This is a genomic window from Microbulbifer sp. MCCC 1A16149, assembly GCF_050368945.1.
GTDB lineage: Bacteria > Pseudomonadota > Gammaproteobacteria > Pseudomonadales > Cellvibrionaceae > Microbulbifer.
This window is the reverse complement of sequence record NZ_CP185959.1, coordinates 59,941-73,829: the sequence shown is the minus strand read 5'-3', so window position 1 is coordinate 73,829 and position 13,889 is coordinate 59,941. Positions and strand designations below refer to the sequence as shown.

The following is a 13,889-nucleotide window of genomic DNA, read 5'->3' as shown; positions in this document are numbered from 1 at the left end:
ATCAATCCCGGATCGCGAGATCCGGGATTTTTGCAAATATAAGAAGCGATGATTGTTAAATGGATCTGACGCCCCGCAAAGATTATTTCGGTGATTTTGACCCAAGCCGCGTTCCCACGCCCTGTTTCGTGGTGGACGAGATTGCCCTGCGCGACAATCTCGAAGTGTTGGCGGATGTCCAGAAACGCAGCGGTGCAAAAGTGCTGGCGGCGCTCAAGGCATTTTCCATGTTCAGTGTCGGTCACATCGTTGCCGAATACCTTTCTGGAACTTGTGCCAGTGGGATCAACGAGGCAAGGCTGGGTTTCGAGGAGTACGGAGGAAAAGACCTCGATAAAGAAGTCCATGTATTCAGTGCCGGTTATAAAGAACAGGAGCTGAAAGAAATCCTGGGCTTCGCACACCATGTGATTTTCAATTCATTTTCACAGTGGAAGCGTTACAAACAGACCTGTCTGGAAGCGCAAAAGAAACGTCCGGAACTGCGGTTTGGCCTGCGTATTAATCCCGAGCACTCCGAGGGGCACACCGCAATTTACGACCCCTGCGCACCCTGTTCGCGTCTGGGTATCGTGCGCTCGCTGTTTGAAGGCGAAGACCTGACGGGTATCAGCGGCCTGCACTTTCACACCCTGTGTGAGCAGGATTTCAAACCTCTTGAACGCACGATCAAAGCAGTAGAGGAAAAGTTCGGCGACCTGATTCCACAGCTGGAATGGATCAATTTTGGTGGTGGCCACCATATCACCCGCTGCGACTATCAGGTGGAAGAGCTTATTACCGCGGTGAAGGCGTTTTCCGAGAAACACGATGTTCAGGTGTATCTCGAGCCGGGCGAGGCGGTTGCACTCTTTTGCGGTGTACTCGTGGGCGAAGTAGTTGACCTGACATGGAACGGAAAGCAGCAGGCAATTCTGGATGTATCCGCCACCTGCCATATGCCGGACGTAATCGAGATGCCGTATCGCCCGGAGATCACCGGTGCCTCGCTGCCGGAAGAACTGCCGCACAGCTACCAGTTGGGCGGTCAAAGTTGCCTGGCCGGTGACAGGATTGGCGAATACAGCTTTCCCGAGCCGCTGCATATCGGTGATCGGATTGTGTTTGAGGAAATGGCCTACTACACCATGGTCAAAACCAACACATTCAACGGGATTCCACTGCCTTCGATTGCGTTGTGGAATTCGGATACCGATGAGTTGCGTATGATTAAAGAATTTGGATACGAGGACTTTAAAACTCGTCTCTCGTGACGCCAGCCCACCGCAGGACCTCTGAAGCAGTTGCGGTGGCGGTAAAGCACCGGGGGAAAGGTTTCAAAACCGAGCTAGGCGCCCCCCTGGGAATACGTCCCTGTCGCCGACGCTTTTGAAACCTTTCCCCCGCTACTTCACCTTAATATCTGGCCTTATTGCTTCGTAAGCCACTTGAGATGGATGCGTACTCAAATGCTACGAAGCTGAAAACATGAAGCGAAGGTGGAGTGGCGGGTGCAGGTTTTCAGGAGCGTCGCAAACAGGATGTTTGCGACGCAGCGGCCAGGGATGGGTTTACCGCGGTCCTGAAAACCTGCACCCGTCACTCCGCCGCCACAAACGGTTATAAAGAACCCATGCATACCGAAGACCCCAACATTTTCCTCGGCTCCGAAATCGAGCAGCCCCAGCCCGAGGACGCCCTGTTCCATATTATCCCGATCCCCTACGAGGAAACCGTCTCCTACGGCGGCGGCACCGGCAAGGGACCGTCATCCATCATCGAAGCTTCCCACCAGCTGGAAACCTTCGACAACTTCTCCACCCCCTGCGACCTCGGCATCTACACCCGGGAAGCCGTGGACGTAAGCGGGCCGGCCGAACAGGTGATGGACAATATCGCCAACGCCACCCGTGAAGTACTCACCCTGGGAAAAATGCCCGTGGGTATTGGCGGTGAACACTCCGTCACCTGGGGCATCATCAAGGGCTATCTGGATGCCGGTTATACCGACTTCGGCGTAGTGCAGATCGACGCCCATGCCGACCTGCGCGATCGCTACGAAGGTCACCGGCACAGTCACGCCAGCGTCATGCGTCTGGTGTGCGAGGCCGGCGTGCCCCTCTACCAGCTGGGTATCCGCGCCTACTGTGAAGAAGAGGTGCAAGCACGCCGCGAGTACAACGTGCGCTATATGGATGCCCACCAGCTGGTGCCCAACCAGGTACAGTCCATCCAGTTGCCGGACGACTTCCCCAGGCAGGTGTTTTTTACCCTGGATATCGATGGCATGGACCCGTCAGTCTTCCCCTCCACCGGCACCCCGGTACCCGGCGGTCTCGGCTGGTACCAGACGCTCAACCTGTTTGAGTCCGTGGCAAAACAGCGGGAAATCATCGGCTTTGACCTGCTCGAGTTCGCCCCCATCGAGGGCTTCCACGCCTACGAATTTGGCGCCGCGCAGCTGCTCTACAAGCTCATGGGTATCGTGCAGCGCAACCGTCATCCCTAGTAGCAAGGCTGTACAGGGGCGCCACACAACCTACTGGGCGCCCGTCCAGTTATCCATAGCCCAGGTTCTGTGGATAACTGGAGCGACCAGCTGACAATTCTTAACGGTGAACCGGGGGGATTGCGTAGCGCAGATTGGCGATTACGGTTATTATTTGCACAGATAGTAAGTACTCGCTCGCGGGGGATCCATGAGAAACACGTTCAAATTCCTTTTGTTCAGCACAGGCCTCGCCGCACTGCTGTCCTTTGCGTTTGCAGCTCCGGCTGACGCGCATTCGGGGCATCGCGGTCACCATCACGGCCACAAACCCGTATATCGTCACGGATACCGTCACGGCTACCGCCACCGTGGCTATTGGGGACCGCGCTTCCATGGGCCGCGTATCGGCATTGGCTTCACCGTACCCATTCTGCCTGCCGGCTATATGACCATGGCCGTGGGTGGTAACCCCTATTACTACCACGGTGGCTATTACTACCGCCCGGCACCCACCGGCTACGTGGTTGTGGAGGCTCCCCTGGGTGCCGCCGTGCTCACCCTGCCCGGCAGTGCAGTGCGCGTGCAGATCGGCGGGCTCACTTACTACCAGTACGGCAGCTCCTACTACCAGTGGCAGCCGCGGGTAAACCGCTATGTGGTGGTACCGCCGCCGGCTAATACCGTGGTGGCGAGTGCCCCCGTGGTCGGCGCGACCCAGCCGGCCTACTCCCCCGGCCAGGTGGTCAATGAACTGCCCGCCGGCTACACCGCTGAAGTGATCAACGGCATCCAGTACTACCGCTACGGCGGCCACTACTTTATGCCCACCCAGCGCGACGGCCGTGAAGTGTACGTAGTGGTTCAGGTGTAAACGTTCAGGTATAAGACCTATACCGGCTCGGCGATCAGCCCGTGAAAACGGGCAAAGTCGCCGAGCGCCTTGTTGAACCCTGTCTCCAGGCCGCTTGTGGGCGGCGCCTGCCAGTGCAGCGCCTTGATCCGCAATACGCCGGCAGCGCGATCCGCTTTCAAATCCACCACCCCGACAAACCGATCCCGGTAAAGAATCGGCAGACAGAAGTAGCCGAAGCGACGCTTTGCCTCGGGCACGTAGCACTCCAGCTGGTATTCAAAATCAAACAGGCGCTTCAGTCTTTTGCGCTGTATTACCACCGGATCAAATGGTGACAGCAAGCGCACCATACGCCGCGGCGTCGGCACATCCGCCTTCCGGTCCACCGCCAGGATCAACTCATCGCCAGCGGGGACAAGCTCACCGCTTTTCAGCATTGCCGCCACCGCGCTCTTTACCAGCTCCCTGTCCGGGCGACGCAGGTAGTGCATTTCCTCCACCCGCCCTACGCCGTGGGCACGCAGAAATCCCCGGACCAGCTGTTCTCCGTATTCCCGTTCCGTTGCGGCAGAGGCCTCTACATCCGATGGCAACAACCGCTCCGGCAGATCGAACACCTTCTGGAATCCCTCGCGGCGGCTGACCATCAGCTCGCCTTCGTGGAACAGCTGCTCCAGTGCCTTTTTCTCATCGGACCACGTCCACCAGCCACCCTTGGCGCGCACAAAATCACTGGCGGTGAGCGGTCCCTCGGCGCGGATACGATCGAGCACAAAGCGGCAGAGCCGGTCGTTTTTCTCAAACCAGTGTTTCTGGCCTTCGCGGATTCTGTCCATGCGGACCCGCGCGAACCGATAGTGATTCATCGGCAGGTAGGCAGCCGCGTGAGACCAGTATTCGAAGACCTGTCGCGCCTGCTCTGCATCCGCCAGCTGCGCCTCGCGGTATCCCGGCAGGCGGGTGAATAATTGATGGTGATGGGCACGGGTGATCACCTGTATGGCGTCCAGCTGTAACGCGCCAAGATGTTCCACCAGACCGGCCACATCTCCAGTCCAGGGGTGCTGTACCTGTTGGCGTGACAGCACCAGTGCGCGGATAAAATCCGCTGGCAGCGGCTTCGCTTTGGTATAGGCTTTCAAGTATCGAGGCTTCCGTGGATGGCGGGTTTGCGCGGAAGTCTGCCTTGCTTCCGGCGGACTACTATCCACCGCTGGGCGCCCGGGTTCAAGCACCTGCCACCGAATACGCAATGCACAGAAAACAGGGAGATTTTCATGCCTGCTTTGCAACGCCTGCTGCATACAGTGTCACTGTTAATACTCTTGCTCGGATGGAATCTCCCCGCACAGGCGCAGCCGGAACTGTTTGGCAATGGACGCTGGGTGGACCTCTCCCACGACTTTGCCGACGACACCATTTACTGGCCCACCGCGGACAAGTTTGCCAAGTCCACGGTTTTCGACGGTGAAACCGACAAGGGATATTTCTACTCCGCCTATAACCTCGCAGCAGCGGAACACGGCGGCACTCACGTGGACGCACCGGTACATTTCGCCCGCGGCAAGCTCAGTGTGGACAAGCTGCCGCTGGAACAGTTGATCGGTCCCGCAATCGTGATCCGCGTGGCGGACCGCATCGGCGAAAATCGCAACTACCTGGTTTCCATTGCGGATATTGAACGCTGGGAAAAAACGCACGGAAAAATTCCCGTGGACAGTATCGTGCTGCTGGATACCGGCAGCGCCCGCTACTGGCCGGATCCGATGAAATATATGGGTACCGCGGAGCGGGGCGAGGCGGCAGTGGAAAAATTGCAGTTCCCCGGGCTGGCACCAGAGGCCGCAGAATTCCTCGCGGAAAAACGCAAGATCAAGGCCGTGGGGCTGGACACCCCGAGTATTGATTACGGCGCTTCGCGCCTGTTTAAAACCCACCGGATACTGTTCCGGCACAATATCCCGGCGCTGGAGAATGTGGCAAACCTGGAGGCACTACCGGACCGGGGATTTACCGTGATCGCACTGCCGATGAAGATCCGTGGTGGCAGCGGCGGCCCCACCCGCGTGGTGGCATTTGTGCCGGAAGACTGAGCTTACTGCCAGCGCCAGAAAATGAACGTTGAAAGGAAATAATTCAGGCGGGATCCGATCCCGTTGCCACGTGCAGGTTGCCGAGTTCCGGCTGTGCGGTGGCGCCATTAACCGACCGGGCGAGATTGAGATACAACACCTGATACGTCGCCGGCAGCCCCGAATCGGTGCGTTTTGCTTCGTAGGCCTCGGTCAATTGGCGCAGGCGCGCCCGACTGAGCAACCCCTTGCCCGCAGCGCGGTTCACGTTGTGCGCACCGATACTCTTCAGCTCCCGCATCAGCGTGGTTACCGTATCGAAGTGCAGTACCCGCTGCTCCGTATGCAACAGGCCGCCCAGCTGATTGCTCGCGCAGGCCTGCTGCCAATCTCCGGCGGGCAGAAAACGGTTCACGTGCATATCCCCATCCACCGCGGACCAGCTGTCCTCAAGTTCCTGCAGTGTGCCCGGGACCAGCGTGGAAATCAGCACCCGCGCGTCGTCGGCAAGAATACGCTGTATCTCGGCAAACAGCTGCGGCAGCTTGTAGCACCACTGCAACGCGAAACTGGAAAACACCAGATCGATACAGCCATCCTGCAGCGGTAACTGTTCCGCATCGGCCGCAATATATGCGTTGGCCTGGGGGCGATTTTCCCGCGCAAACGCGAGCATGGCCGGCGCAATGTCCAGAGCAATGATTTCCGCATCGGGGAAGCGCTTGCGCAACAGGGCGCTGCCATAACCGGTGCCACTGCCGAGGTCGAGAATTCGCTTCGGTTTGCAGTGTTCGTCAACGCGATTAAGCAGCGCGCGACATACCGCGCGCTGCAAATGCGCTGCAGCGTCATAGCTGTGGGCTGCGCGCCCGAATGCCCGGGCTACCGCGGATTTATCCAGCGGGACAGATTCGCCTTCGTCGAGCACACCTTTAACCAGCGCTGCCACTTCCGCCGGGCGGCTCAGGTGCGGGCAATGCCCCGCGCCTTGCACCATGGTTACCGGACACTTCAGGTTGCGCAGCTGTTGTGCGGCGGCAGCCGGCACCAGTGCATCCTGTTCGCCGAAGATATGTAATGCGGGTATTTCCAGTGCCGGCAGCAGATGACGGTTGTCGATTTCTCCCAGACAGGTCAGCGAGCGATTCCAGCTCAGCGGAAATTCGGTGGGCTGCCAGCTTTTCAGGGTTTTCAGAAGGCCGCGCATTTCACTATCGCCGCGCGCCTCCAGTCCGCAGAAGCGCTGCCAGTTTTTTTCCGGTTGCTGTTGCTGCGCTACACAGAAATTTTCAAATACGGCTTGCGGCATGCCGGGCCACTGGTCGCGCTCGCTGAAACTGGCGTTCGCGGCGATGGTCACCAGCGCGCGCACTTTGCGCGAGCGCGCGGCCAGTTGCACCGCCAGCATACCGCCCAGGGACCAGCCCACTAACAGGCAGTCTTGTGGCAGCTGCGCCTCGAGCTCTGCCACAAGCTGTTCGGTCTGCGGCCACGGTTGTGCCGCGCGCTCGCCGAAACCCGGCAGGTCAATACAGTGCACCGCTTGCGTCATTGTGCCCATGGCTTCAAGCAGCGGCTCCCAGCAGCGGGAGTCCCCTCCCCAGCCGTGTATCAGCGCGATATTCCGGATGGCACTCATGCGGGTAACTCCACGCTTTCCAGTGCCGCCATCAGCGCAGCCAGCAATGCGTCAATCTGGGATTCCGAGTGCGCCGCCGAAAGCGTGATCCGCAAACGCGCGGTGCCCACCGGCACCGTGGGTGGGCGTATGGCGCCGACCAGAAACCCCGCCTGTCGCAACCGCTCCGCAACCAGCAGCACGGTCTTCTCGCAACCGAGCACCAGCGGTTGAATCCCGCTAGTGGAAGCTTCCAGAGACAGGCCAAGTGTTGCGGCGCGCGCACGAAAATAGGCGATGCGCTCGTTCAGGGTCAGCTGCAGCGGCAGTTCCTGCATCAGTTCCAGTGCGCGCAGGCTGCCCGCCGCCACTGCCGGCGGCATGCCAGTGGTGTACACGTAGGTGCGGGCAAACTGGGCCAGGTAATCGATCAGTTCGCGGGAACCGGCAACAAAGGCGCCGCCATTACCCGCCGACTTGCCGAGCGTGCCCATCACCACCGGCGCGGCATCCTGATCCAGTCCGGCGGCGGCAACGCTGCCGGCACTGGGGAATTGCACACTGCCCATGGCGCCAAACCCGTGAGCCTCGTCCACCATCAACCAGGCGTCGTAGGTCTCGCACAGGGCAGCCATTGCGGCGAGAGGCGCCGTGTCACCGTCCATGCTGTAAACCCCGTCCACCGCGAGCAGGATTTTTCCGTCGTCACCACACTGTGAACGGGCGCGCTGTAACTGACGCTCCAGGGCATCGAGGTCGTTGTGGGCAAAGCGCAGATACTGCGCGCCGCACAGGCGGCCGCCATCGATCAGCGACGCGTGATTCAACCGATCCTGCACCACAAAATCACCGCGCCCCACCAGCGCACCGATTACCCCCACATTGGCCATATAGCCACTGCCAAACAACAGCGCCGCTTCGCGGCCGGTGAGCTCGGCAATTTTCTGCTGCAGCTGCTGGTGGATCTCTAGGTGGCCATTCACCAGGTGGGAGGCGGTGGCACCGGCACCGAGCTCGGCGCCGCGCTGCTGCGCACGGATGACCTCCGGGTGCGCTGCGAGGCCCAGGTAATCGTTGCTGCTGAAGGTAATCAGTTCACGGCCATCCACCACTGCGGCCGGATTGGGTGCCGCGGCGAGGATCTTGTGCTCGCGATACAGCTGCTGCGCCCGACGCTCGTCGAGGCGCTGCTGTACGTAGGATTGGAGACTCGTGGTCAAAACCGCTGACCGGGGTTACGCCTTGGCGGCGTCGTAGAAGAAGGGATCGTTCTGCTGCTCGGTGATCTGCGCCTGCAGGTCCGCCTCTACCGAAGCTTCGTCCTGATACTGCTGGTATTCCTCCGGCTTGATACCGAGGCGCGCAAACAACTGCATGTCCTTGTTGGCTTCCGGGTTGCCGGTGGTGAGCAGTTTTTCCCCGTAAAAAATGGAGTTGGCACCGGCGAGGAATGCGAGAGATTGCATCTCGTCGTTCATGGACTCGCGACCGGCGGACAGGCGCACATGGGATTTCGGCATCATGATGCGGGCCACGGCAATACAGCGGATAAACTCGAACGGGTCCAGGTCTTCGTTTTCTGCCAGCGGAGTACCGGCCACTTTCACCAGCATGTTGATGGGCACGGATTCCGGATGGTCCGGCAGATTTGCCAGCTGCATCAGCAGCCCGGCGCGATCCTTCTCTCCTTCACCCAGGCCGATGATGCCACCGGCACACACCTTCATGCCCGCCGCGCGCACATTGCCGAGGGTAGTCAGGCGATCTTCATAGGTGCGGGTGGTAATGATCTCGCCGTAGTATTCCGGGGAGGTATCGAGGTTGTGGTTGTAGTAGTCCAGACCTGCGTCCGCCAGGTCCTTGGCCTGCTCGTCGGTGAGCATCCCCAGGGTCATACAGGTCTCCAGGCCCAGCGCCTTGACCTCTTTTACCATCTGGGTGACATAGGGCATGTCTTTTTTCTTCGGTGAGCGCCAGGCGGCGCCCATGCAGAAGCGGGTGGCGCCACCGGCCTTGGCCGCGCGGGCTTCTTCCACCACCTTTTCCACCTTCATCAGCTTTTCGCGCTCGAGACCGGTGTCGTAGCGGGCACTCTGCGGACAATAGGTACAATCTTCCGGGCAAGCGCCGGTCTTGATGGAGCAGAGAGTGCTCACCTGTACCCGGTTGGCGTCAAAGTGCTGGCGGTGCACCTGCTGGGCAGTAAACAGCAGGTCATTGAACGGCAGCGCGAACAGGTCCAGGACCTGCTGGCGGCTCCAGTCGTGGCGCACCTCACCGTAAACGGCGGTGGCTTGGGGCATTTGCGGGTTGGCAGTCACAGGAATTATTCTCCTCGGGGGCGCGGGAACGGATTGGTTGCGGCGCCGGGATCGGTTGTACAACCGGGTTTCCATCAAGGCAGCCAGTTTAGCGGGGGCCACCTGGCTGTCAACCAACAGAACCGTTTCAGGTTTACAAGTCCCGAGGACCGGGAGAATCAGGGAAGAGAAGAATGGTCATGCGTCTGCTGGGACAGCTGCTGGAGCGCTCGATCGACCGCCATCTGGCGGTGTGCGTCCTGTGCCGCAGCGGCACCGATATTGAATCCGGGGTCTGCGCCCCGTGCCGCGGGGATCTACCAGCCCTTGGCCACGCCTGTGCCAGCTGTGCCCTACCCCTGCCGAATCCCGCCGATCGCCACTGCCCCCGATGCCTGCAAAAGCCACCGCCACAATCCTCCAGCCGCACCTGCTGGTATTACGCCTACCCGGTGGCACAACTGATCCAGCGCTTCAAATACCAGCGGGACCTCGCCGCCGGGCGCACCCTCGCGGAACTGGCGGCGCAGCGGCTAGATCCGGGGTCAGAGCGGCCAGACCTGCTGGTAGCCGTGCCGCTGCACTGGCGCAAGCAGCTCTCCCGGGGTTACAACCAGGCGCAGCTGATCGCCGAGACCCTGGGTCACTCTTGGCGTATCCCTGTAGATAACCGCGCCCTGCGCAAGGTCACCCCCACCGACAGCCAGCAGGAATTGCGCCGCAGCGAGCGCCTGAAGAACCTTTCCGACAGTTTTGCCTGCAACCCGCACGTAAACGGCCTGCATATCGGCCTGGTGGATGATGTAATCACCACCGGGGCAACCCTGGAAGTCGCCTGCCGAGCTCTGCTTGCAGCGGGGGCAATCCGGGTAAGCGCTTACGCGCTGGCCAGAACCCCCTAAATATCATGCAATTTCCGGACACAGGCACTTAATCGGACGCTGTTCCGTCGAACGACCCAAGCACAAACTCCTTTGCCGCCAGTCGAGTACCATCTACCGCCAGGATTTCAATCTTCCAGATACCAGGCACCCTCTCCCAGTCACTTTGAATCTGGTAGTAGTAAATGCGGCCCCCTTTCAGAGAAGGGAAAACAACATTCTGGTCATGGGTGTAAATATTACCGTACTTATCGGTCTGTGGTGGAAAGCTCCATTTCACCACCATCGCCGCCTTGGATTCTTCACTAATGTCTTCCGGCAGATCCTCGATACGGATTTTCACCCCAAATTTCGAATGCTGGTTTAAATCTAACGAATCCAGGGTAGAAGCAATATAAGGTGATTTTCCCCTACGGTTGAATCCCGTTGAGACATCGCCATAGTCTTCAAGCTCCACGGAAAAATCGAACAGGTTGACCGAAAAACTGTCTTTCAGCACCTCTTTTACTGCCATTAAAGACTGTGCATTCAAATGCGGAGAGCTGGCAATTTCTGCCAGTATTGTTCTCTTGCGCTTCAAAATTTCAGCCGCCAACACATCGGCGTCTTGCTTTTTATCCAGCTTGACAGTCGGGTGTTTTTGCGCCAGTAGCTCTAAACAATTCGAGCCATCCCAGTGACCACCACTCTCATCAATCCCAAGACACTTCAAGCGTGCGACATCCAAAAATGCATACTCATAACCAAGTTCGTCGGACTGCGAATAAAGCGCCAACAACTCCGCATCACTTCTCTTTTTAAAAATACCGTCTTCGGAAAGCTGCGCCAATCGATACGAGGCTGCACCGAACCCTTGAGTGGCAGCTTGTTCATACAAGTGTTGGGATAGCTCCAGATCATTGTCGTCGCCCGGCCGACGATAATATTCGGCGAGGTCATATACCGCGCGAGCGCTGCCCAGGTCTGCCGCCATTTGATAAAATGCAACCGCGCGCGACAGATCCTCGTCGACCAGACGGCCAAACCGAAAGGTATCTGCTAGCAACAAATACTCTTTCGCGCGAATGGATGCGTCCACAAAATCTTGCTCGGGCAGACCCAGCTTACGCATCAAAAAATCATTGACCAGCGCCGCCTGATGCCGCTCTCCAATCCACAATTGATGGCCATGACCGACTCCGTTGTAGGCAAGAAATTCCATGTCGGCGCCAGCACGTCGAAGCGCATATTTCATCCGATTACTCTGCTCGAAGCCGGATACCATATCCTCTTTACCCGCCAGCAAAAGTACCGGAACATTTACCTTGTCAGCTAGGCGGAAGGGTGATCGCTCCTTCATATCTTCACTGAGAGGGCCAACCACCTTCTCTACCGCCTCAAGGTAATCGTCGTCCATACGAAGGTTGCTGGAATTAAACAGCAATGGAAGGTCAAAAACGCCATACATTGCAACTGCACAATCGTAAACGCCGGGATTATCGATCGCCAACATCAGCGCTGAGTAACCACCATAGCTGGAACCGATAGAACAAATATTTTTAAAGTCGCTCTTCGACCTAACCTGATCTACAACCCAAGATATATCCCGCTCAATCGCCTTGCCCCATTGTCCTCTACCGCTGGAAACGAACGCCTTGCCAAAGCCTGCAGACCCACGGAAATTGACTTGTAGTACCGAGTATCCCCGTCCAACCAGGTACTGAACCCGGGGATCAAAGTGCATATCATCCCTTACACCCACCGGGCCACCATGTGGCATCACGAGAAGTACCCCATTGGATTGGAAGCGGGGTTTCGTCAAAATCGACTCGATCCTGCTGCCTTCTTTCGTACCCGAAATCAGGACTTCGGATTCTGAAAAAATTGAAATATCGAGATCGAGAAATCGGTTGCTAATCAGCTTGGCTTCGAGCGACTTACCATCGTAAAGGTAGAAGGCGCCGGGATCGGCAGAGGAAGAAACAAAAACAACCTTCTTTTGGACGTCAGTACCCTGTGAAACTATGGCCACATCCTTGCCAGGAAAGGCCTTTTTTAGACGTTCATTCTCACTTATATCATGACTCTGGAAATATCGATCAGATCTCTTTCCGTGATCATAGAAAGTAACAGATTTGATTTTCGATTCGCGCCCCCCAGTCCCGGTGTCGACATCCGCATCGATAAGGTCATACTGCTTGTGCTGATAGAGGATGCTTTCAAATTCCCCACTTTCGATATCAAAGGCAACCAATGAGACCTTGTCCGTGATTTTGTTACTGAGGACAGCCATTATCGACGAATTCAACATTGCAACGGGGACAAACTCTTCGACGGAGTCTTTTATGGCGTAGACTTTCTGCCAGTCATCGGCTCTTTTTCTCAGCAACCATATATCAATAGCCTCATCGGTATTGGAAAGCGCAATCAGACTCTCACTAGCGTCATCCCAAACATAGTAGAAAGCATCTTCCAAATGTCGTCGAAAACGATTTTTTCTATTGAAATCCTGCTCAATTAATTGATCTACTGTGAGAAGGTAGACGCGCTGCTCCCGAGCTCTACCGGAGACAGCCGAGAACAGCAACTGCCCGTCCGAAGCAGGAAGGTAGTCAACAATATAGCCTTCCTGATCCACATATCGGACATCAAACTCGGTTTTTCCTCCATTGAAAACCAGATCAACAAAAGCATGCTTCGAATGCCCATTGCTGGTACTTTTGTAATTAAAATGTAGCGTATCGTTATCAACCCATCCATAGCCCACCAACTTCATTTTTTTTCGGTTGAAATTAATTAACCCCAGAAACTTTGAGGTCTCGTAATCGAAAATTCCGAGAGATTCCGTCCCATCCAAGATATGGGCTGCGATCTGTTCTGAATCAGGGCTCATTTCAAGTGAAACGATATTTGGATTATCGAAGAGAAGCTCAGGATCTATGCTTTTAGCTTCAGCTACGGAAAGAACAGCTGTAATTGCGAGAATGGCAAACAGGCCTATTGCTTTCATTACTTTTCCTCCCCGCGGTCATAGCGCTTTACCGCCTGAAAGAAGTCATCTTCTCCCGGCCCGAAATAATGGACTTCGCGACTAGAAATCAGCGACGGGAACTTTCGCTCCAGAAACTCCTGAGCCTCAGATGCTTCATTGACAAGCTCAAAAGATCCGCCGAAAGAAAAACGATTAAGTCGCACTTTCAAATCGCCGACATAACTAATCACTCCCGGCTGTACCGAAAATGTCCAGTCGCCACGTTGCAGACGGAAACCGAAGTATTTACTTAGATCGATTTTTTTTATCTCGTACTCCCCTGCAGGCGCCTTGAACAAAATATAATTTTCGTCCTGATCTAGGTCGGCGGCGGTCAAAACAAGGTTTCTGGGGCCATCGATATGGATTTCATTCAGTTCGCGGTTAGTATCCACTGCAATCAGAAGGTAGCCCTGCTCTGACTCCAGGCCAGAATCGACATCTCTCTGGATTGATTCGACGCGGGTAACGCACCCGACAAGAAAAACTGCCAATGCAGCAAAAAACATCAGTCTTATCATTTTTATCCCTATACCCATTGCGGTTTTTTATACGACAGCCATTAGTAGCAAGCGGAAATAAGAGGAGAAGGTAAATACTTCCATTTATATGATGATGAATTGATACAGGAAATATTGATAGCCCCACTTAAATCACTTCCGATGGCCGGATGGTGCTTGGCCTC

At 56.8% G+C, this 13,889-nt stretch carries 11 protein-coding genes; 5 read left to right on the top strand and 6 right to left on the bottom strand.

Translation table 11 applies throughout. The annotated features are described in order from the left end of the window. Positions 1–59 precede the first annotated feature (59 nt). The 3 genes from nspC (at position 60) to ACONT6_RS00285 (ending at position 3,341) form a co-directional block, all read left to right on the top strand. Positions 60–1,253, top strand: a complete 1,194-nt coding sequence (gene nspC / locus ACONT6_RS00295) for a carboxynorspermidine decarboxylase (RefSeq protein WP_428819913.1) — start codon at positions 60–62, stop codon at positions 1,251–1,253. 230 nt (positions 1,254–1,483) lie between these two features. Next, a complete protein-coding gene (speB, locus tag ACONT6_RS00290; RefSeq protein WP_428819912.1) occupies positions 1,484–2,488 on the top strand; it encodes an agmatinase in 1,005 nt (334 codons plus the stop codon). Positions 2,489–2,678: 190 nt separating this feature from the next. Further along, complete coding sequence (locus ACONT6_RS00285; protein WP_428819911.1) at positions 2,679–3,341, top strand: DUF6515 family protein; 663 nt, start codon at positions 2,679–2,681, stop codon at positions 3,339–3,341. 17 nt (positions 3,342–3,358) lie between these two features. Here the strand turns inward: ACONT6_RS00285 and ACONT6_RS00280 are convergent, their stop codons facing one another. Next, positions 3,359–4,465, bottom strand: coding sequence for a winged helix-turn-helix domain-containing protein (locus ACONT6_RS00280; protein WP_428819910.1), 1,107 nt, complete (start codon positions 4,463–4,465; stop codon positions 3,359–3,361). Positions 4,466–4,600: 135 nt separating this feature from the next. On the opposite strand from ACONT6_RS00280, the gene ACONT6_RS00275 reads away from it, so the two are divergent. Beyond that, positions 4,601–5,416, top strand: coding sequence for a cyclase family protein (locus tag ACONT6_RS00275; protein ID WP_428819909.1), 816 nt, complete (start codon positions 4,601–4,603; stop codon positions 5,414–5,416). 43 nt (positions 5,417–5,459) lie between these two features. Here ACONT6_RS00275 and bioC read toward each other — a convergent pair whose 3' ends face one another. Genes bioC through bioB form a run of 3 tightly spaced genes read right to left on the bottom strand, consistent with a single transcriptional unit; the run spans position 5,460 to position 9,316 of the window. Next, positions 5,460–7,034 (bottom strand): malonyl-ACP O-methyltransferase BioC, encoded by a 1,575-nt coding sequence (gene bioC / locus ACONT6_RS00270; protein WP_428819908.1) that lies wholly within the window; start codon positions 7,032–7,034, stop codon positions 5,460–5,462. Continuing rightward, a complete protein-coding gene (bioF, locus tag ACONT6_RS00265; protein WP_428819907.1) occupies positions 7,031–8,233 on the bottom strand; it encodes an 8-amino-7-oxononanoate synthase in 1,203 nt (400 codons plus the stop codon). The genes bioC and bioF overlap by 4 nt, the downstream gene beginning before the upstream one ends. A 15-nt stretch (positions 8,234–8,248) precedes the next feature. Beyond that, positions 8,249–9,316 carry a biotin synthase BioB gene (gene bioB, locus ACONT6_RS00260; RefSeq protein WP_428821531.1) on the bottom strand — a complete coding sequence of 356 codons (1,068 nt, stop codon included), beginning with the start codon at positions 9,314–9,316 and terminating at the stop codon, positions 8,249–8,251. Positions 9,317–9,513: 197 nt separating this feature from the next. Between bioB and ACONT6_RS00255 the strand changes: the two genes are divergently transcribed. Continuing rightward, a complete protein-coding gene (locus tag ACONT6_RS00255; RefSeq protein ID WP_428819906.1) occupies positions 9,514–10,215 on the top strand; it encodes a ComF family protein in 702 nt (233 codons plus the stop codon). A 28-nt stretch (positions 10,216–10,243) separates the two neighbouring features. On the opposite strand, the gene ACONT6_RS00250 is transcribed toward ACONT6_RS00255, so the two are convergent. Next, positions 10,244–13,183, bottom strand: a complete 2,940-nt coding sequence (locus ACONT6_RS00250) for a prolyl oligopeptidase family serine peptidase (protein ID WP_428819905.1) — start codon at positions 13,181–13,183, stop codon at positions 10,244–10,246. Then, positions 13,183–13,725, bottom strand: a complete 543-nt coding sequence (locus ACONT6_RS00245) for a hypothetical protein (RefSeq protein WP_428819904.1) — start codon at positions 13,723–13,725, stop codon at positions 13,183–13,185. The genes ACONT6_RS00250 and ACONT6_RS00245 overlap by 1 nt, the downstream gene beginning before the upstream one ends. Between the last annotated feature and the right edge of the window lie 164 nt (positions 13,726–13,889).

Excerpts from the sequence above, each read along its gene's own strand:
- nspC (WP_428819913.1), top strand. The coding sequence starts at position 60 with ATGGATCTGACGCCCCGCAAAGATTATTTCGGTGATTTTGACCCAAGC.
- ACONT6_RS00285 (WP_428819911.1), top strand. The coding sequence starts at position 2,679 with ATGAGAAACACGTTCAAATTCCTTTTGTTCAGCACAGGCCTCGCCGCA.
- ACONT6_RS00275 (WP_428819909.1), top strand. The coding sequence starts at position 4,601 with ATGCCTGCTTTGCAACGCCTGCTGCATACAGTGTCACTGTTAATACTC.
- bioC (WP_428819908.1), bottom strand. The coding sequence starts at position 7,034 with ATGAGTGCCATCCGGAATATCGCGCTGATACACGGCTGGGGAGGGGAC.
- bioB (WP_428821531.1), bottom strand. The coding sequence starts at position 9,316 with ATGCCCCAAGCCACCGCCGTTTACGGTGAGGTGCGCCACGACTGGAGC.
- ACONT6_RS00255 (WP_428819906.1), top strand. The coding sequence starts at position 9,514 with ATGCGTCTGCTGGGACAGCTGCTGGAGCGCTCGATCGACCGCCATCTG.
- ACONT6_RS00250 (WP_428819905.1), bottom strand. The coding sequence starts at position 13,183 with ATGAAAGCAATAGGCCTGTTTGCCATTCTCGCAATTACAGCTGTTCTT.
- ACONT6_RS00245 (WP_428819904.1), bottom strand. The coding sequence starts at position 13,725 with ATGATAAGACTGATGTTTTTTGCTGCATTGGCAGTTTTTCTTGTCGGG.